This window comes from Celeribacter ethanolicus, from assembly GCF_001550095.1.
In the GTDB taxonomy this organism is placed as follows: Bacteria; Pseudomonadota; Alphaproteobacteria; order Rhodobacterales; family Rhodobacteraceae; genus Celeribacter; species Celeribacter ethanolicus.
Genome location: NZ_LRUC01000004.1, coordinates 15,565 through 34,417, shown reverse-complemented (window position 1 = coordinate 34,417; position 18,853 = coordinate 15,565). Strand labels below are relative to the sequence as shown.

Annotated in this window: 17 protein-coding genes and 1 tRNA gene; 3 read left to right on the top strand and 15 right to left on the bottom strand. The window is 62.0% G+C overall.

Annotated elements, in window-relative coordinates:
- Positions 1-67: 67 nt before the first annotated feature.
- From NH195_RS01235 to NH195_RS01205, 7 genes are all read right to left on the bottom strand, one after another.
- Positions 68-142: transfer RNA gene (locus NH195_RS01235), tRNA-Gln, on the bottom strand.
- Between the two features lie 179 nt (positions 143-321).
- The gene (locus tag NH195_RS01230) at positions 322-834 is read right to left on the bottom strand and encodes an EF-hand domain-containing protein (RefSeq protein ID WP_066701854.1); all 513 of its coding nucleotides are present in this window, start codon (positions 832-834) and stop codon (positions 322-324) included.
- Positions 835-943: 109 nt separating this feature from the next.
- Positions 944-2,731 (bottom strand): KpsE/RkpR family capsule polysaccharide export protein, encoded by a 1,788-nt coding sequence (locus tag NH195_RS01225; RefSeq protein ID WP_066701850.1) that lies wholly within the window; start codon positions 2,729-2,731, stop codon positions 944-946.
- Entirely contained in the window at positions 2,715-3,368 is a 654-nt protein-coding gene (locus tag NH195_RS01220) for an ABC transporter ATP-binding protein (protein ID WP_066701847.1), read from the bottom strand. The genes NH195_RS01225 and NH195_RS01220 overlap by 17 nt, the downstream gene beginning before the upstream one ends.
- 201 nt (positions 3,369-3,569) lie before the next feature.
- Positions 3,570-4,850, bottom strand: coding sequence for a Na+/H+ antiporter NhaA (locus NH195_RS01215; RefSeq protein ID WP_066701841.1), 1,281 nt, complete (start codon positions 4,848-4,850; stop codon positions 3,570-3,572).
- 117 nt (positions 4,851-4,967) lie between these two features.
- Positions 4,968-5,993, bottom strand: coding sequence for a permease (locus NH195_RS01210; protein WP_066701839.1), 1,026 nt, complete (start codon positions 5,991-5,993; stop codon positions 4,968-4,970).
- The gene (locus NH195_RS01205; protein ID WP_066701837.1) at positions 5,986-6,366 is read right to left on the bottom strand and encodes an ArsR/SmtB family transcription factor; all 381 of its coding nucleotides are present in this window, start codon (positions 6,364-6,366) and stop codon (positions 5,986-5,988) included. Before NH195_RS01205 ends, NH195_RS01210 begins: the two co-directional genes overlap by 8 nt.
- An 89-nt stretch (positions 6,367-6,455) precedes the next feature.
- On the opposite strand from NH195_RS01205, the gene NH195_RS01200 reads away from it, so the two are divergent.
- Positions 6,456-7,034 carry a uracil-DNA glycosylase family protein gene (locus tag NH195_RS01200; protein WP_066701834.1) on the top strand — a complete coding sequence of 193 codons (579 nt, stop codon included), beginning with the start codon at positions 6,456-6,458 and terminating at the stop codon, positions 7,032-7,034.
- A gap of 8 nt (positions 7,035-7,042) precedes the next feature.
- On the top strand, positions 7,043-7,846 hold the full coding sequence (locus tag NH195_RS01195; protein ID WP_066701831.1) for an SseB family protein: 804 nt from the start codon (positions 7,043-7,045) through the stop codon (positions 7,844-7,846).
- Between the two features lie 53 nt (positions 7,847-7,899).
- Here NH195_RS01195 and NH195_RS01190 read toward each other — a convergent pair whose 3' ends face one another.
- The 8 genes from NH195_RS01190 to NH195_RS01155 form a co-directional block, all read right to left on the bottom strand.
- Positions 7,900-8,832 (bottom strand): 2-hydroxyacid dehydrogenase, encoded by a 933-nt coding sequence (locus NH195_RS01190; protein WP_066701828.1) that lies wholly within the window; start codon positions 8,830-8,832, stop codon positions 7,900-7,902.
- Positions 8,833-8,834: 2 nt separating this feature from the next.
- Positions 8,835-9,983: a rod shape-determining protein RodA gene (gene rodA / locus NH195_RS01185; protein ID WP_066701823.1), complete on the bottom strand. Its 1,149-nt coding sequence runs from the start codon at positions 9,981-9,983 to the stop codon at positions 8,835-8,837.
- 10 nt (positions 9,984-9,993) lie between these two features.
- Positions 9,994-11,913 (bottom strand): penicillin-binding protein 2, encoded by a 1,920-nt coding sequence (mrdA, locus tag NH195_RS01180; protein ID WP_066701821.1) that lies wholly within the window; start codon positions 11,911-11,913, stop codon positions 9,994-9,996.
- Positions 11,910-12,449 (bottom strand): rod shape-determining protein MreD, encoded by a 540-nt coding sequence (locus NH195_RS01175; protein ID WP_066701819.1) that lies wholly within the window; start codon positions 12,447-12,449, stop codon positions 11,910-11,912. Before NH195_RS01175 ends, mrdA begins: the two co-directional genes overlap by 4 nt.
- On the bottom strand, positions 12,442-13,359 hold the full coding sequence (gene mreC, locus NH195_RS01170) for a rod shape-determining protein MreC (protein WP_066701817.1): 918 nt from the start codon (positions 13,357-13,359) through the stop codon (positions 12,442-12,444). Before mreC ends, NH195_RS01175 begins: the two co-directional genes overlap by 8 nt.
- Positions 13,360-13,405: 46 nt before the next feature.
- On the bottom strand, positions 13,406-14,443 hold the full coding sequence (locus NH195_RS01165; RefSeq protein ID WP_066701815.1) for a rod shape-determining protein: 1,038 nt from the start codon (positions 14,441-14,443) through the stop codon (positions 13,406-13,408).
- 112 nt (positions 14,444-14,555) lie between these two features.
- Positions 14,556-15,473, bottom strand: a complete 918-nt coding sequence (locus tag NH195_RS01160) for a hypothetical protein (protein WP_066701814.1) — start codon at positions 15,471-15,473, stop codon at positions 14,556-14,558.
- Position 15,474: 1 nt separating this feature from the next.
- Positions 15,475-17,052 (bottom strand): 2-isopropylmalate synthase, encoded by a 1,578-nt coding sequence (locus tag NH195_RS01155; protein WP_066701813.1) that lies wholly within the window; start codon positions 17,050-17,052, stop codon positions 15,475-15,477.
- Between the two features lie 421 nt (positions 17,053-17,473).
- Here NH195_RS01155 and NH195_RS01150 point away from each other — a divergent pair, with 421 nt between their 5' ends.
- The gene (locus NH195_RS01150) at positions 17,474-18,745 is read left to right on the top strand and encodes an NAD(P)/FAD-dependent oxidoreductase (protein ID WP_066701811.1); all 1,272 of its coding nucleotides are present in this window, start codon (positions 17,474-17,476) and stop codon (positions 18,743-18,745) included.
- Positions 18,746-18,853: the final 108 nt, after the last annotated feature.

The following is an 18,853-nucleotide window of genomic DNA, read 5'->3' as shown; positions in this document are numbered from 1 at the left end:
AGGACGACAGGGGCACTTTCCGGCGGGGTTGGTCCGTCGGGTCTTGTTTCATTGGTGCAGAGAAAGATGGCTGGGGTGGTAGGATTCGAACCTACGGTGCGCGGTACCAAAAACCGGTGCCTTACCACTTGGCTACACCCCAACGTGGGGGGCTAATTAGTCCGTCCCCGCGTCGGGCGCAACCCCTTTTTCGGCAAAATCTCGTCATCCGGGGAAAGATTTTTCCATGACCCCGATCTGGCTGAGGTTTACACGAAAGAGACCCCGGAAACGGGTCCGGGGGGTCTCTGTCAGACGAAACTGTTACGTGTTGAGCGACGCTCAGTTGCCGAAATCGCCCAGTGTCACCACGCCGTCGCGATTGCGGTCCATGCGGGCGAACCATTGGTCGCCATTGCCGACAAACTCCGCGCGCGTCACAACGCCGTCCCGGTTCAGGTCGTTGGCTTTGCGCGTCATCGAAGCCTGCACCGAGTCGATGCCCGCTGCAAAGGCGCGTGGCCCGCGGGGGCCCTGACCCTGGGCCTGACCGCCCTGTCCAAGTCCCTGCCCCTGACCGGGGCCCATCGTGGTGCCGTATTCCTCGAGATGCATTTCACGATCCATCGCGCGGGTTTCGTCGAAGGTGGCATATTCCGCATCGTTGAGTTTGCCGTCCTCGTCTTCGTCGAACATATAGAACAGATCGCCGCGCCGTTCGCGCACTTCGGCGAGCGTCACCTGCCCATCCTCGTTCAGGTCCCAGTTCGTCATGAATTCGCCCCCAATGCCCTGTGCCTGGGCGGCGAAGGGCAGGGCGGCCATCAGACTGAGAGAAAGTGCAAAATGTTTCATCGTCAGATCCTTTCAAGTTCCGCGTGTCGATACTGGTTCATACGCAAACGGGTCGACATTCTGTCTGAACAGAATGTCGCACCCTTTTGAGGTCTGGAAAGGGAAAGGATCAGGCAGAAACCTGTTCACGCAGCACCGCAGCGGTGAGCGAGGCCATCAGGTAGATGCCGGAGAACACCAGAAGCGCCAGAAGCGTGTTCTCGAATTTGCGCGGGTAGGTCGGTTCATCCGGCGCCACGGGACGCGAGGACATGGACAGATAGCGCACCTGGCGGTTGGCTTCGATCCGGGAGGCTTCGAGCGCCTGAATGGCCTGCGCCACCATCGCCTGACGGGTCGCAAGGTCCACCTCGGCCATGCGCTGCTCTGCGGTGATCCGGGCCAGCGAACCCGCTCCGTTCGAGGCTTCGGTCAGCTGTTTGCGCAGATCGGCGATAATGTCTTCGAGGCGGCGAATGTCGCCCTGTGTGCCATCAACACGGGCCTGGTTCGGGCGCGGGTTGTCGAGCAATTGCTGAAGCGAGAGGCGTTTTTGCTGCAACTGGGTGTCGAAACCGGAAATCTGCGACATGATCGCAGCGGTTTCCGCATCCGGTGAAATGATCCCGAGCTGTTCCTGTAGAAGGACGACCTTTTCCTGCGCGGCCGTCATCTTTGCCTCGGCATCGGCAAGGCTCTCGCGCGCGCCTTTCATCTGGTCTTCGCGCAGACGCTGGGTCAGGTGGTCCACTTGTTCTTCGGCATATTTCACCAGAAGATCGGAGAATTCCTGCGAAGTTTCCGGATCGGCGGCGACCACTTCCATGCGCAGAAGACCCTCGGTTGGATCGTAGCCGATGCTGACCCGGTCGAGATAGACCTTGTAGGCGGCTTCGTTCGACGGGTTTTCCGGCAGACGCTGAATCGGGTCGATCGCCTGCGAGGCGAAATGCGCCTTGAACCCGGCATCGGCATCGAGCCGCAACATCGCGTCGCGCGAGGTCAGGTAATCCTGCACCGCGATGGAATCCTGTGAGGAGCCGAAAGACGTGCCCTTCAGCATGCTGCTGAGCCCGCTGCCCGCAGCGGAGGCGGCCTCGGCCTGCTGGATGATGAAGGCGGATTTGGTCGCGTACATCGGAGTCGCGATCCGGTAGAAATAGAAGCCCGCGAGCAGCGTGGGGATGCCGACAAACACCAGAAGCCGCGCCGCCAGAAGCAGCATCTTGCGTTGACGGCGTCTCGCGATGTCCTGTTGAATGCGGGAAATTTCATCCTCACGGTTCAACCGCTCAAGGATGTCGGGTGAGGGCAATTGGGCATTGCCATCCACGGTTTTCGGCAGTTTCGGCCCGTCGGCTGTGGTCAGAGCCCGTGATGCGTCTTTGTCGGTGGTCACCAGTTCGAGCATGGAGCTGCGCTGGAACGGATCGATACCCTGTTTGCGCAACAGACGGACCGCGTCGAAATCCGAAGTTGCAGCGATGCCGTGTTTCTGTGCCACGCGGCGTGCCATGCGCAATTGCCGTCCGGTCAGGCCCTCGCGCCGGATGGCGTCGATCTCCGCGTCGATGGAGGCTTCGTCGGCGGGCGTGACATCGCCGCTGACGCTGTTCGTGTCATTCGCAGCGCCCCCGAGAGTGCGGGCCACGCCGCCCTGCGCCCGTTTGCGGGCGGTTGGGTTCGGTGGGATGCGTGTCACGTTCTTGTCCGCCGCGGCAGAGCCGGGGAAGGGCATGTCGCCAAAGCCGTCATCGGCGGCACCGTTGTCGAACAGCTTGTCCTCCTCGGCACGGATATCGGCTTCGAGTGCTTCTTCGGGGGACAGCACCTCTGCATCCGGCTGTGCGACGGCACTTTGGGCGGCACGGGGCGTCCGGCGTACGCGGAATTTCTGGGCTTTAACCTTGGTAGTCATACAGTGCCTTGGCCTCTTCCAGCGTGTCGAACATGTAGAGCCGGCCGTTGCGCAGAACGGCGGCGGAGCGACAGAATTTTTCAAGTGTCGCGGCCTGGTGGGACACAACAATAATGGTGGTGCGATCGAGACGCTCGCGCAGGATGCTGCCGGCCTTGCGGTTGAAATTCACATCCGCGGTGGAGGGCATGCCTTCATCGATCAGATACATGTCGAAGTCGAGCGCCAGCAGAAGCGCGAAGGACAGCCGCGACCGCATACCCGAGGAAAAGGTCGAGACCGGCATGTCGAAATATTCGTCCAGATCACAGAGCCAGCGACAGAAGGCTTCGACGTAATCGGGGTCGAGATCGTAGATCTGGGCGATGAAGCGCACGTTCTCGCGCGCCGTATGTTTGCCGATCAGCCCTCCCATGAAACCCAGGGGAAAGGACACGCGGCACCCCCGGCGGATCTCGCCTTCATCGGGCTTCTCAAGCCCGGACATCATGTTGATGATGGTGGTTTTGCCGGTGCCGTTGGGCGCAAGAATGCCAAGCGAATTGCCAAGCTCAACACGGAAAGAGGCGCGATCAAGGATCACCTTGCGCTGCTTTCCGGTCCAGAAGGACTTGCTGACATTGTCGAACTCGAGCATACGCCCCCGCCGTGTTACTGCCTCAACACATTCCTGTTTGTACAGGCGGTCTTGTAGAGTGTTTTAAAAGGTCATTTCGGCTATATTATGTCGTCTCACCCCGGCAAATCCATCTCTGATCGCGCAAATGTGGCAAGATTGAGGCCGAAATCCAGGATTTCGGCCTCGTAAGAGAAACAGTGTCGCAGAGATCTGCGAAGGTCAGATGTATTGTTTCTTCACTCTGCACAGTTTTCCGACCACGATGGAGATAATCGCGGCGGCGAAGGAGAACAGGGCACCCATCTTCGCGGCATCCTGAACCGGCGCGCCGTCGAGAAGCGTATGCGCATCGAAAGCCACGGACGCGATGAACAGAGACACGGTGAACCCGATGGCGGCGACACAGCCGATCACCAGCAAGTCGATGGTGCGCATCCCCGCCGGAAGCCCCAGACCCAGCCCGTGCGCCGCGAGTGTGCCCATAATCATAATGCCGACCGGCTTGCCGATCAAAAGCCCGCCGACGACAAGCCAGGTCGGTTCGCCGATGGCGTTGAACTCGACACCGGCGTTGAGCAGGCCGAAGAAGAACAGGATGACTTCGACCGGGGCTTTCAGCTTGTGCTCGATGTCGTTGAGCAGGTCGTGCAGGTGCTGTTCGGCATCGGCGAAAATCCCGAAGGCGCGGTCGGCATGCGGAATGGTCGGCACGATGGGCAGCAGACCCAGAGCCGGGTGAATGCCCGCGCGCATGAAGCCGTACCAGGAAATGCAGCCCGCGATCATATAGGGCCAAAAGCCGAGATTCTTGCGCACCCAGGTCGAGTTCGGGCGGATCTGATTGTGGCGGTCGAGCGTGCGCGGCAGCCAGTTGGCGACGAGGAACACCAGGATGGCGGCGGCCAGCGACAGCAGGAGCCATTCCACGGCCAGCTCACCCGTCGGATAGAAGATCGCGAGGATCACGAGGCCGGCGGCATCGTCGGCGATGGCCAGCAGAAGCAGGAACCGCACCGCCGGGTGACCGGCGCCGAAGACCAGGCGCCCGACGAGATAGGAAAAGGCGATGTCGGTGGCGGTCGGAACCGCCCAGCCGTTCTTCACCGCGTCATAGGTGTCGGAGCCGAAGAGCATCGCCAAACCGAGATAGACCACGACCGGCCCAAGCATCCCGCCCGCCGTGGCGATCAGTGGCGTTGCGGCTTTCTTGCCGCGCAACGAGCCGTTCTTGAGGATCACCGCCTCCCAGACCTCTTTCGCGGCGATGGCGAAGAAGAAGGCCATGAGCACGTCGTTGAACAGGTAGTGCAGAGTCAGCGTGCGGTGGATATGACCCGCCTCGTCCAGATGCGGGTGGCCGATGAAGAAGTTCTCGGCAAGCGGGTAATCGACGAGGGCGTGGTAGGAGGTCGCATCGACATTCGCCCAGATCAGCGCCGTGATGGCCCCGAAGATCAAAAGCAGCGAATAGTTGGTGATGTAATTCCAGATTTTATACATGCCCGTGCCCTCCGGTCCCTTGCCCTGTTCGGATCGGGAATAGTGCAACTGCGGCAACAGGGCAAGCGCGAGCGGGGGGCTGGGTCCCGCTCGCGGGGCGATTTCACGAAGGTTTGCTTAGAAAACCGACCAGATCATGCCGGCAAGAACCGCTCCCAAAAGAGCGAAGCCGATATAGGCGGCAAACACGCGTGGTTTGACCAGGGCCCAGACCGCCACAGCCGCCGGAATGCAGGAAATCCCACCTGCCACCATGAAGGACATGGCGGCTCCCTCGGCCATGCCCTGCGAGATCAACCCGGACATCAGCGGCACGGCGGCAAAGCCGTTGAGATAGGCGGGCGCTCCGATCAGCGCGCCGATCATGATCGGGCGCATGCCGTCGCCGCCCATCACGGAGGCGATCGTGTCGGCGGGCAGGTAGGACAGCATCACGCTTTCGAGCGCATAGGCCACGAGCATCCATTTTCCGAGGAACATCAGGTTTTTGAGAAAACTCGATTTGAACGTCTCGATCCGCGCGCGGTCCCGCCAGAAGGCCCAAAGCGGCGTGCCCCGGAGGCCGGAGCTGGCGCAGCAGGAAGGTTTGCTGAAGGCTTTGAGCGGGTCGGAGAACAGTGCCGTGCCGCCGAGGAGCTTGACGCCAAACCCGCCCATCAGGCCGATGCCGATGGCGGCCACGGTTTTTGCCACGGCGAAATCCACACCCAGCTCGCCGGCTGTCACAAAGAACATGGCCGGGTCCATCAAAGGGGAGGCGAGCCAGAAAGCCATGACCGCCGAGAGCGGTACGCCCACCGCCAGCGAGGCGGCGATGAAGGGGATGACCTGACAGGAACAGAAGGGGGAGATGCCGCCGACGAGTGCGGCGACCACGATCATCTGCACCTCGCGGCCCTCGAAGGCCCGCGCCAAGAGCGTCTCGGCACCCGAGGCCTGCACATAGGCGGTCGCGAGGATGGCGAACAACAGGAAAGGTGCTGCCGCCCCGAGTGCAAGGGCTGTGAACCGCAGGGTCGGCCAGAGGTTCGTGGGGTCGAGGAGCGCAACCGCGAGTAAGACGAGCGCGATGAGCAAAAGCGCCTTGTCGGTTTTCTTCCAGAGCGAGGTCTGGCGGGGCGGGGTTTGCGTCAGCTCAGTCATGATCCTCTCCTGTGCGATGATCGCTGTGGCAATGGCTGTCCGGGGCGCAGGCGTCGTCCGTGCAATCGGCGCAGCATTCGGACAGCAGGGCGGAGACCAGCGTATCCAGCTCGCGATAATCGGCGGCGATGCAGATTACCGAGCGGCCGTGCTTTTCCTGCTTGGCAAGCTTCGTGGCGGCCAGTGTTTTCATGTGGTGGGTGAGCGTCGCGCCGGTGATGCCGGTGCGTGCGCCCAGCTCACCGATGGTCAGACCCTTCGGGCCCGCCCGCACCAGCGCGCGCAGCACCAGAAGTCGCTGTTCGGAGCCGAGGGCGGCAAAGGTGCTGGCCGCCTCGGCCAGAGTGATGTCGTCGAAAGGAAGAAGGCTCATGTCGGTCTCCTGTGATTCATTTTGATATTTCTAAAAATATAGAAATGAGTCAAGTGGCCTTTTTCAATCTCGCGCGTTAGAACCATTCCATGAGTCTTGCCGATGACATTTCTGCCTGCCGCCTCTGCGCCGGGCAGTTCGCCGCCACCGCGACGCATCACGCGCCGCGCCCGGTGGTGTGGTTCCGTCCTTCGGCACGCATCCTGATCGCGGGCCAAGCCCCCGGCGCGCGGGTGCATGAGAGCGGGCGGCCCTTTACCGATCCCTCGGGCGACCGGCTGCGCGCGTGGCTCGGGCTGGATGAGGCGACATTCTATGACCGCGACCGGATCGCCATCGTGCCGATGGGGTTTTGTTTTCCGGGCTATGACGCGAAAGGCGCGGACATTCCGCCGCCCTTGATCTGTCGTGAGACCTGGCATGACAGGGTGATGGCGGAGCTTGGCGATCTGGACCTGATTGTGCCGGTCGGCCTGCATGCGATCCGCTATCACACCGGGCACAAGGGCAGTTTGACCGAGGCAGTGCAAGGCTGGCGTGCGCATGCGCCGCGTCTCTTTCCCTTGCCTCATCCGTCCTGGCGCAATACGGCTTGGCTTAAGAAAAATCCGTGGTTCGAAGCCGAGCTCCTGCCGGAGCTGCGTGCCCGGATCCGGGACTTGTTGTGAGAGAGACCATGACCGAACACACGCCAGATCAAACGCCTGTCGACCTCGCCCATGCCGCCATGCAGGCTGCACCGGATGACGACAACGCCCGTCTCAGGTTTTTTGAACGGGTGGCGGATGGCGAATGGTTCCTGTTGCTCGAAGAGGAACATGACGGCGAGGGGCCGATCTCGCCACGGGTGTTTCCCGTTGAAGAGAACAGCTTTGTCCTTGCCTTCGACCGCGAGCAGCGTCTTGCGGAATTCGCGGGCCATGCGCCCTATGCGGCGATGTCGGGGCGGGTTCTGGCGGAGATGCTGACCGGATCGGGTTATGGGCTTGGGCTGAATCTGTCTGTGGCGCCTTCCGAGATGCTCTTGCCGGGAGAGGCGGTCGACTGGCTGCATGCGACGCTGGGCAATGCCCCGGTTGAGACGCACGGCAAGGCCGAAGAGGTCTTCCCGCCCGCCGGTTTGCCGGAGCTTCTGATAACCGCGCTCGACGCCAAGCTTGCGATTGCGGGGGGCTTGGCGAAGCTCTGTTATCTGGCCGGGGTGAAATACGAAGACGGGGTGCGCTCGCATCTCCTTGCTTTCGTGGATCAAATTCCGGGAGCCGAGACGGCTCTGGCGCGTCTTGTGTCTGAAGCTTTGATCTTCTCCGGGATCGAGGCAGGGGCGCTCGATGTGGCGTTCTTCAAATCCTCCGATCCGGTCTGTGCGTCTCTGGCACGGTTCGGGTTGCGGTTTGATTTGCCGGAGCCGGAACCGTTCGAGACCAACGGCCCCTCCGCGCCGGGCATGGACCCGAATGCGCCGCCGATCCTGCGGTGAGGCCGAGTATTTTCGCAGCAAAGGAAACGGGCGGGGCTGCGGTAATTTTGGGGTCAGTAGCCTGCGCTGCGATCGACGAGATGCAGAAAGGGCTCCCCCGCTTCGCCGCGCCGGATGTTTTCGGCGATCACTTCAGACGCGGTAGCGGGCCGCGTTTCGGCGGCGATATGCGGCGTGACTGTGACCTTGGGATGCGACCAGTAGGGGTGATCCTCGGGCAAAGGTTCGGTGCGGAAAACGTCGAGGGTCGCGTGAGCGATCCGGCCACTGTCGAGGGCGGCCAGAAGGGCAGTGTCGTCGATCAGCGTGCCGCGCCCCGGATTGACGATCATGGCGCCTTTCGGGAGGCGATTTAGCGTGACGGCATTCAGTATGCTTTGCGTCTGACTTGTGTCGGGCAACAGCAGTACGAGAATCTCGGCGGTCGAAAGGGCCTTTTGCAACCCGTCCGGGCCGGAGAGGCTGGTGATGCCGGGCACGTCTTTCGGGCGACGCGACCAGCCGGTAACATCGAAGCCGAGGCCCGAGAGTGCGTCGGCGCAGGTGCGGCCCAGCTCGCCCATGCCCAAAACGGTGACCTTACGGTCACGGGCGAGCGGCGGCGTGGTCTGATCCCAGACACCGCTGAGGCCGTGGATATGCCGATCCATTCCGAGATGATGACGCATCACATGACCCACGACGTAATCGCGCATGCCGAGCGCCAGACCGGTGTCGACCATGCGGCACAGGGGCTGGGTCAGGGTGGTGTTGGGTGCGATTTTCTCGACCCCGGCCCAGAGGCTCAATACGGCCCTGGTGCGGATGAAGGGGGTGAAGTCGCGTAAGGCGTCGTTGGGGGCGTAGACGATGTAATCGACCGTCTCGGGATCGGTCTCGCGCGTCAGATGCGCGTCGATGCCTGCGGCGTCAAAGGCCTTGGGGAGAGCCTCCGAATAGGCGGGCCAGAGCCGGTCCGGGGCGGAGAAAAGGATCGTCAGGCTCATGGTCAGCGTTTCCCTCTCGGGCGATGAATATGGGCGGATTGCACGATGCCGAAGGCGGCGAGCAGCACGAGCATGGCCGAGCCACCGTAGGATACCAGCGGCAGGGGTACGCCGACGACCGGCATCAGCCCCATGACCATCGACATGTTGACCGCGAAGAAGAAAAAGAACGTCGCCGCGATGCCGATGGTGACGAGCGCGCCGAAGCGGTCTTTGTTGTTCATCGCGGAGATCAGACAAAAGACGATGATCCCGGCATAGAGCGCCAGAAGGGAGAAGCCGCCGATGAAGCCGAATTCTTCCGCCAGAGTGGTGAAGATGAAATCGGTGTGCTTCTCGGGCAGGAAGTTGAGACGGCTTTGTGTGCCCTGCATGAAGCCGCGCCCGGTCCAGCCGCCGGAGCCAAGCGCGATCTTCGCCTGGGTGATGTGATAGCCTGCGCCCAAGGGGTCGGTCGAGGGATCTAGGAAGGTGTCGATGCGGCGGAACTGATAGTCTTTCAAAAGCTGCCAAGAGGTGCCGCGTGACATGAAGACGGCGCTGATCAGACCTGCGGCCATGGCCACCACAGCCCCGAAATACCACCAGCTCACGCCGGCTGCGAACATCACGATGGCCCCGCCTGCGAGCAACAGGATCGAGGTGCCGAGATCGGGTTGTTTCAGAACCAGAAAGGTCGGGACGAGGATCAGGATGACCGGAATGGCGACCCAGAGCGGGCGGGAGACCTTGTCCATCGGCAACCAGTCGTAATAGGCCGCGAGCAGCATGACGAGAGAGATTTTCATCAGTTCGGAAGGCTGGAGCTTCATGAAGCCCAGGTCGATCCAACGCTGTGCCCCCATGCCGACATGGCCGAAAAACTCCACGAAAATCAAAAGCATGAAGGAGACGATATAAGCCACCCCCGCGATATTGCGCCAGAACCAGATCGGCACCATGGCGATCATGAACATGGCGACCATGCCTAGGGCGAAACGCTTCATCTGCGGTTCTGCCCAGGGCTGGAAGGACCCTCCGGCGTTGGAGTAGAGCATCAGGAACCCGACGGAGGCGACGGCAGAGAGCAGCAGCACCAGCGCCCAGTTGAGATAGAGCACCTTCGAGAGGCCGGTGGGGACGGTCTTGAGATTGCTTTCGAGATAGCTCACGTCCTCATCCTCACGCCTGGCTTCTCTCGTCGCGCTCCGCGTCATTGCCGATCAGAGGCAGGGCGCGGAAGCGTTCGCGGATCGTGTTCTGTTGCGCCGAGGGATAATCCGACAGCGGCGGCACCGCGCCGTGGAGCGAGAACAGCATGACGTCACGGGCGATGGGGGCGGCGACGGAGGAGCCACCACCGCCATGTTCGACCACGACGGACACCGCATAGCGCGGCTTGTCATAGGGGGCGAAGGCGACGAAAAGCGCATGGTCGCGCTGTTCCCAGGGCACTTGCTTGTTGTTCACCACGGTGGAGCGGACCTGCGAGGTGCCGGTCTTGCCCGCCATGCGCAGGCTTTCATTGGCGATGCGCGAGGCAAAGGCGGTGCCGCGGTTGGAGTTCAACACCTCATACATGCCCTGACGCACCGCGCGCAGCATGTTTTCGTTGAGCTCAAGAGGCCCTCCGCCCAGCACCGGCTGTTCGACCCCGTCGATGGATTTCACGATGCGGGGCACGATCTCGCGGTTGGTGGCAAGGCGTGCGGTCATCACCGCGAGTTGCAGCGGGGTCGCCAGAACGAAGCCCTGTCCGATGGCGGCGTTGAGGCTGTCGCCCACCACCCATTCGGCACCGCGTTTCGCGAGTTTCCATTGCTTGTCGGGCATCAGGCCGGAATTGATCCCCGAAAGCGGCAGGTCGTATTCCTGCCCGAGGCCGAGTTTGCGGCCCATTTCGGCGATCTTGTCGATGCCGGTGCGCTGGGCCATCTCATAATAATAGACGTCGCAGGAATGGCGCAGGGAACCTACAAGGTTGAGGTTGCCATGGCCCGCGCGTTTCCAGCAATGGAACCGCCGCCCGCCGACCTCGACATAGCCGGGGCAGCGCACGGTTTCCTCGGGCGTGACGGTGCCGCTGTCGAGGGCTGCGAGTGCCGTGACCATCTTGAAGGTGGAGCCGGGCGGGTAGGAGCCTTGCACCGACTTGGCGGGCAGCGGGCGGTGGTCGTTTTCCAGGAGCGCCTTGTAATCGGCCGAGGAAATCCCGCGGACGAAGAGGTTCGGATCATAGGCAGGGTTGGAGGCGGCGGCGATGATGTCGCCGGTTTCCACGTCGATCACCACGGCGGCAGCACTCTCGCCGCCCAGACGTGCGTGGATAAAATTCTGCACCTTGTGATCGACGGTGAGCTGGATGTTGTTGCCGGGCTGGCCTTCCTGACGGTCGAGCTCGCGGATGATCCGGCCATAGGCGTTCTGTTCGACGCGGCGGAGCCCAGCCTTGCCTTTCAGAACGTCTTCGAGTTTTGCCTCGACGCCGAATTTGCCGAGCTGGAATTTCGGGATCTTGTAGAGCGGATCGACAGTTTCCATCTTGGAAATGTCATAGCTCGACACCGGGCCGACATAGCCGACGAGATGGGCGAAATCCTCGTGCAACGGATAATAGCGCGAGAGCCCGACTTCCGGGGTCACGCCCGGAAGCGCGGGGCCATTGGCGGAGACCAGCGAGAAGGCTTCCCAGCTCAGACGGTCGGCGATGATCACGGGGGCGGAGGGACCGGCATCCTTGAGTTCCTTGCGCACGCGGGCCTGATCCTCCGGCGTGATGCCGATCAGCTCTTCGAGCTTCATTAAAACGGCATCCAGCTCGGCCGCGTCCTCCTTGCGGATCACCACGCGGAAGGTCTGTTCGTTTTCGGCGAGAAGCGTGCCGCTGCGGTCGTAGATCAGACCGCGGGCAGGGGCGAGGAGGAAGTCGCGGATGCGGTTTTCCTCGGCCAGAAGACGGAATTCATCGGCTTGTTCGACCTGCATGTAACGCATGCGCAGGCCGAGAATGCCCATGAAGGCCAGTTGCGAGCCGCCGAGGAACAGCGCACGGCGGCTGATCCTGCGGGTGGAGGCAGCGGTTTCCGTGGGTGTCCGTTTCATCGCGCATACCTCATTTCATCCGCCTCGGAGGGGCTGATTTTCGTGATGCCAAGCAGGAATTGCGAGATCAGCACCACCACGGGATAGCTCAGGAGGGTGGAAAGCAAGCCCATGAGCGCAAGGCCCAGAGAAGTCTGGTCGACCATGAAAATGGCAAGGACCAGCCGGTTCAACACGCCCATGGCCAACATCACGCCGCCGACCATCATCCATTCGACGGCAAAGGGCATGTCGCGCGAGGTGACTTCGCGGCGGCGCAGGAATTCGAGACCGAGAACGGCGAGCAGGGTCCAGAGCCCCGGCGGGCGCAGAAAGATGAAATCGGCCATCAGCATGACGGGGGCGAAGAGGAAGACGGGCACGTAATCCGGGCGGCGCAGCACCCAGGCGAAGGCCACCGACAGGATCAGGTCCGGCCCGGGCCAATGCCCCGCGCCGACCTCGATCGGCAAAAGGTAGAAGAACGCGGCAATGAAGGCGACGAGCAGGTAGCCCGCACGAAACGACAGGGTGCGGACGGTGCGGGGATCAACCATCGCCAGCCTCCGCTCCCGTTTCGAGCGCCGGGACCTCTGCTTCCGGGGTGCCGTCGGGCAGGATCAGCGCGCCGGGATCGGTGATCCGTTCGCTTTCGTGGGTGCGCAGCACGCGCAGGTAGTCGAGACGCTCGTAATCGGCGGCAAGCACCACGCGCAACCGGCGGTCCGGGCCTTTCGCGACCTGACCGATCAGGATGCCCGGCGGGAAGACGCCACCATCGCCCGAGGAAATCACCCGGTCGCCGGGGCGGACCAGCTCGGGCGTCTCGATGAAATCGAGCGAGGGGCGGATCGAGTTGTCGCCCGACAGGATCGCACGTTGGCCGGAGGGCTGGATCGTCACCGGCAGGCGCGAATTGCTGTCGGTCAGGAGAATCACCCGCGCGGTGTTCTGGCCGACGCCGGAGATGCGCCCGACAAGGCCGATGCCGTCCATCGTGGCCCAGCCGTCGACGATGCCGTCGCGCGCGCCGACGTTCAGAAGCACGGACTGACGAAACGGCGAGCCGCTGTCGGCCATCACCACGCCGGTCACATAGGTGTAGCGCGGGTCGAGGCGGACATTGTTGAGATCAAGCAGCTTGGCGTTTTTCTGTTCGAGCTGAAGCGCAGCTTCTTTCCAGGCCTGCATTTGGCGCAATTCGTTGCGCAGCTCCTGGTTCTGGTCATAAAGCCGTTGATAGCTCTGGAAATTCTCGATCATACCGATGGTTTTGGTGACCGGCACCAAAGCCCATTCCATCGAGGGCACGAACCTGTCGACAAGATTGGCGCGCAGTCGTTCGACGCGCGGGCTGTCGATCCGCCAGAGGATGAAGAGACCGATGAGGCACAGCAAAAGAATCCCGATCAGCAAACGCCGGATCGGGCGGACATACTCATCCGCTGTGCCTTTGTCTCTGGCCAAGATGTCCTCTCAGGCAACCAAACCGCGCCGCGTGTGGCGCAGCCTCTCAGGTGTCGTAATCAATAACGTGCCGGAGTTGCTTTTCATATTCCAGCGCCTTGCCGGTGCCCAGAGCCACACAATTGAGTGACTCGTCGGCGACCGAGATGGCAAGGCCGGTCTGTTCACGCAGCGCCAGATCCAGTTCGCCCAGAAGCGCACCGCCACCGGTAAGCATGACGCCCCGGTCGACGATGTCGGCGGCGAGATCGGGCGGGGTGGTCTCCAGCGCCTGCATCACCGCTTCGCAGATTTGCTGCACGGGTTCGGCCAGCGCTTCGGCGACCTGCGCCTGATTGATTTCGATCTCTTTCGGCACGCCGTTCAAGAGGTCGCGGCCGCGGATCGTCAACACGGCGCCGCGCCCGTCGTCGGGCATGCGGGCGGTGCCGATGGTGGTTTTGATGCGCTCGGCAGTGCCTTCGCCGATCAGAAGGTTCTGTTGACGGCGCAGGTAGGAGATGATCGCCTCGTCCATGCGGTCGCCCCCGACACGCACGGAACGCGCGTAAACGATGTCGCCCAGCGAGAGAACGGCGACCTCGGTGGTGCCGCCGCCGATGTCGACGACCATGTTGCCGGTCGGGTCGGTGATCGGCATGCCCGCGCCGATGGCGGCGGCGATGGGTTCGGCGATCAGACCGGCCTTGCGGGCACCGGCGGACAAAACGGATTGACGGATGGCGCGTTTCTCGACGGGCGTCGCGCCTTGAGGTACACAGACGATGATCTTCGGTTTCGAAAAGGTCGTGCGTTTGTGAACCTTGCGGATGAAGTGTTTGATCATCTCTTCGGCGGTGTCGAAATCGGCGATCACGCCTTCGCGCATCGGGCGGATGGCCTCAATCGAGCCGGGGGTCTTGCCGAGCATGTGCTTGGCGTCTTCACCGACGGCGAGCACCTGTTTGCGCCCGTCCTTGACGTGATAGGCGACCACTGAGGGCTCGTTGAGGATGATCCCCTTGCCTTTGACATAGACCAGCGTGTTCGCCGTGCCCAAGTCGATTGCCATGTCCGAAGAAAAAAGTCCGGTCAGTCCCGCCATATTGTCCCAAAGCCCCGTCGTGCGCGCAAAAGGGGAGAATCCCCCCGTATCGGCAGACTTATAGGGGGCCTGACAAGCTGTTGAAAGGGGGGCGATGGGACGCGACGGCAGCTTATTGCCTGTTTTGCCCTGTCCGATGATGTCTGGAGCGCCATAAGGCCTTCCAGCGTTTGAGGCGCGAGGGCACATGCGTCATTTTATAGCGTCCGAAATCGGCGCGGGTCTGGGTCAGATCTTCGAGCGCGCCGAGGTGACTTCGGACAGTCTGCGGCAGGGTTTTGGGGGCAACGCAGCGATAGCTGTCGACGAGGGTATCGCAAATCTCCAGCCCGCCGAAGGCGGCGTCCTGGAATTCGGGGGTGCAATGGGTGCCGGTGTGACCGATGTGCGTGGCGCGGGCGCAGATCGGCTGAACCACGCGCAGGGTCTCGTTCTCATGGATCGCCCCGCTCAGCGCCCAGTCCCAGCCGATTGCACCGAAATAGCGCGGTCTTTGCCTGCGGGGCAGGCGATGGGCACTCCAGACAGGGTGGAGAAGCTGCTGCCAATGTGTCCGGTCGGTGGCGAAGCCCAGCGAATTGAACAGGCGGGTTTCTGTCAGCAGGCCGGGGTGGTCGGGGCGCGACAGATAGCCGGTGGTGCCGCAACTCCCGCACAGAAGGTTGAGTGCTGCCCAATGCGGGCGCCGGTTGTCGCGATACCAAAGTGCCATCTGCAAGGCGTCGGGCGACAACCGCAGGTCCTCCTCGAGGTGCAGATTGAACGCACTGCCCGACGCAAAGGCACGTTCCAGCGTTTGCAGCGGATTTTCCAGCACGCCGAGACGGGTGGGATTCACCGTCAGCGTGTAGGAGCCGGGCGGCAGGTGCGCGGCGCAAATCTGGTCGAAATGCGCCGCCTGCGGCCCGGGTTCGATGCCGACATGAAGATGCCAGCCGCCGGGATCGCAGGCGGCCAGATCTGCCATGACCTGTGCGAACAGCGCGGGCCGTTCGCAGCCGGTGAGGGTCAGGGTCGGTCGCTGCGCCATGTCAGACGGTGTCGGTGTATTTCACCGTTTTGACGTCCGAATCCGGGGCCGATTTTTCGCGACGGACCAAGAGACGGTTCATCGCGTTGACATAGGCCTTGGCGGAGGCGACGACCGTATCGGTGTCGGAGCTCTGGCCGGTGACGATCTTGCCGTCCTCTTCGAGACGGACGGAGACGGTGGCCTGTGCGTCGGTGCCTTCAGTCACGGCATGGACCTGATAGAGTTGCAGGCGCGCAGTGGTGGGGAAAATCTCCTTGATCGCCTTGAAGGTCGCATCCACCGGACCGTCGCCCTGACAGGTGATCTGCTTGTCCACACCATCGACTTCGAGCGTGAGATCGGCGGATTGCGGCGCTTCGGTGCCGCAGATCACGCGCAGGAACTTGACCTTGATGCGCTCGTTCTGATCGGCGGCCCCGGCGTCGCGCAGCAGGGCGATCAGGTCGTCGTCGAACACTTCCTTCTTGCGGTCGGCGAGATCCTTGAACCGGACGAACACGTCCTTGAGCTGGTTGTCGGCCATCGGATAGCCCATGTCCTCGAGCTTGGCGCGCAGTGCGGCACGGCCCGAGTGTTTGCCCAAGGGCAGGGAGGTGCCTGCGAGACCGATGTCCTGCGGGCGCATGATCTCGAAGGTTTCCTTGTTCTTCAGCATGCCGTCCTGGTGGATGCCGGATTCATGCGCGAAGGCGTTTTTGCCGACGATGGCCTTGTTGAATTGCACCGGGAAACCGGAGACCTGCGACACGCGACGGGAAATGCCCATGATCTTGGTGGTGTCGATGCCGGTGTCATAGGGCATCACGTCGTGACGGACCTTGAGTGCCATGACGACCTCTTCGAGCGCGGTGTTGCCCGCACGCTCGCCCAGACCGTTGATCGTACATTCGATCTGACGCGCGCCCGCCTCGACGGCGGCCAGTGCGTTGGCGGTCGCCATGCCCAGATCGTTGTGGCAGTGGGTCGCGAAGACCACCTCGTCGGCCCCCGGCACACGTTCCAGCAGCATGCGGATGATGTCGGCGCTTTCGCGCGGGATGGTGTAGCCGACGGTATCGGGGATGTTGATCGTGGTGGCGCCGGCCTTGATCGCGATCTCGACGACACGGCAGAGGTAATCGTGTTCGGTGCGGATCGCATCCATCGGTGACCATTGCACGTTGTCGGTCAGGTTGCGGGCATGCGACACGGTTTCGTGGATCTGATCGGCCATGGCGTCCATCGACAGCGCGGTGATGTCGCGGTGCAGGGGCGAGGTGCCGATAAAGGTGTGGATGCGCGGTTGGGCCGCGTGTTTCACGGCCTCCCAGCAGCGGTCGATGTCCTTGAAATTGGCGCGCGCCAGACCGCAGATGACGGAGTTCTTCGAGGCTTTCGCGATGTCGGAGACGGCTTCGAAATCGCCTTCGGAGGCGATCGGGAACCCGGCTTCGATGATGTCGACGCCCATCTCGTCGAGCATTGCGGCGATCTCGAGTTTCTCATTATGGCTCATGGTGGCGCCGGGGCTCTGTTCGCCGTCGCGCAAAGTCGTGTCGAAAATCAGGACGCGGTCCTGTTTGGAAGTCGTGGTCATTTTGAAATCTCTCTTGATGTTCTTAGCTTTCGGGCTGTGCTGTCTCGGCGCATGCGGTCACCTCTGAGCCTCGCGCCGAAGGCACGCTCAGAGGCAGCTAAGAAGAAGAAGGCCATGACGCGGCGCTGCGCAGGGGCGCAGGGCTTGGGAAGGAATATGAGCCATCGTCGTCATGGGGCTGGAATATACCCTGTGAGGGGCGGTTGAAAACCCCTTATTTCCATTCCCGGCCTCTGCGGCATGCTGCCGCCTTGCAAAATAGGCTTGCAATCCCATTCAAAAAATTGAATACAAATGTATGCCGACTCGATCCGGGGTATAAATCAAGCCGGTACGCAAAAACCTGTGCTATGATTTTGCATATTACTCCGTCGGGGATGCTGACCCGGGAAGGCGGAGGCATCAAGGAAGGGATACGACTATGGCGCATATCGTTGTGCTCGGCGCTGGCCTTGGCGGCACCATTCAGGCCTATGAGTTGAAGGAAACCGTGGGCCAGGATGACAAGATCACGGTCATTTCCAACAAGAGTTATTTCCAGTTCACGCCCTCGAACCCGTGGGCGGGCGTCAATTGGCGCACGAAAGACGAGCTGACCATTGAGCTCGAACCTGTGATGAAACGCCGGGGGATCGACTTCATCTGTGACGGCGCCGTGGCGCTCGATCCGAAGGAAAACAAGATCACGCTCGCTTCGGGCAAAGAAGTCACCTATGACTATCTGGTGCTGGCGACCGGTCCGGAGCTGGCCTTTGACGAGATCGAGGGCTTTGGCCCCGAAGGCTATACCCATTCCGTCTGTTCCATCGAACACGCCTCCGAGTCGGGTGCGATGTGGGACGATTTCTGCGCCAATCCCGGTCCCATCGTCGTGGGTGCCGTGCAGGGCGCGTCCTGTTTCGGTCCGGCCTATGAATATGCCATGACCATGGATACCGACCTGCGCCGCCGCAAGATCCGCGACAAGGTGCCGATGACCTTTGTGACGCCGGAACCCTATATCGGCCATCTGGGCCTTGGCGGCGTGGGCGACACCAAGGGGATGCTCGAATCCTACATGCGGGATCGGTCGATCCGCTGGATCACCAATGCCAAGACCAATAAGTTCGAAGACGGCAAGGTTTTTGTCACCGAGCACGACCAGTATGGCAACCCGGTGAAAGAGCACGAGCTGCCCTTCTCCTATTCCATGCTGCTCCCGGCCTTCCGTGGCATTCCGGCGCTGATGGGCGTTGAGGGCCTCGTGAACCCGCGCGGCTTTGTCATCGTCGATGAATTCCAGCGCAACCCGACCTATCCGAATATCTTCGGTATCGGGGTCTGTATCGCCATCGCGCCGACGGAGCCGACCGTGATCCCGACCGGCGTGCCGAAAACCGGGTTCATGATCGAATCCATGGTGACCGCCACCGCGCATAACATCCCGCTGATCATGAAGGGCGAAGAGCCGAAGAACCTCGCCTCCTGGAACGCGCTTTGTTTGGCGGATTTCGGCGACGGTGGTGCGGCCTTTTTGGCGATGCCGCAGAATCCGCCGCGCAACGTCAACTGGGCGGGTCACGGCAAATGGGTGCACTGGGCGAAACTCGGCTTCGAGTGGTACTTCATGCGCAAGGTGAAACGCGGCGTGTCCGAACCGTTCTACGAACGCATGATCATGAAAATTATGAAGGTCAACAAGCTGAAACCCTGATCCATCCGCACATGGATCGGTCCCTCCCGACATATGGCCTTGAGGTCCGGCGTCGGGAGGGTTTTGGAACAAGAAAAGGCGGCCGGGATGGGCCGCCTTTTTCGTGAT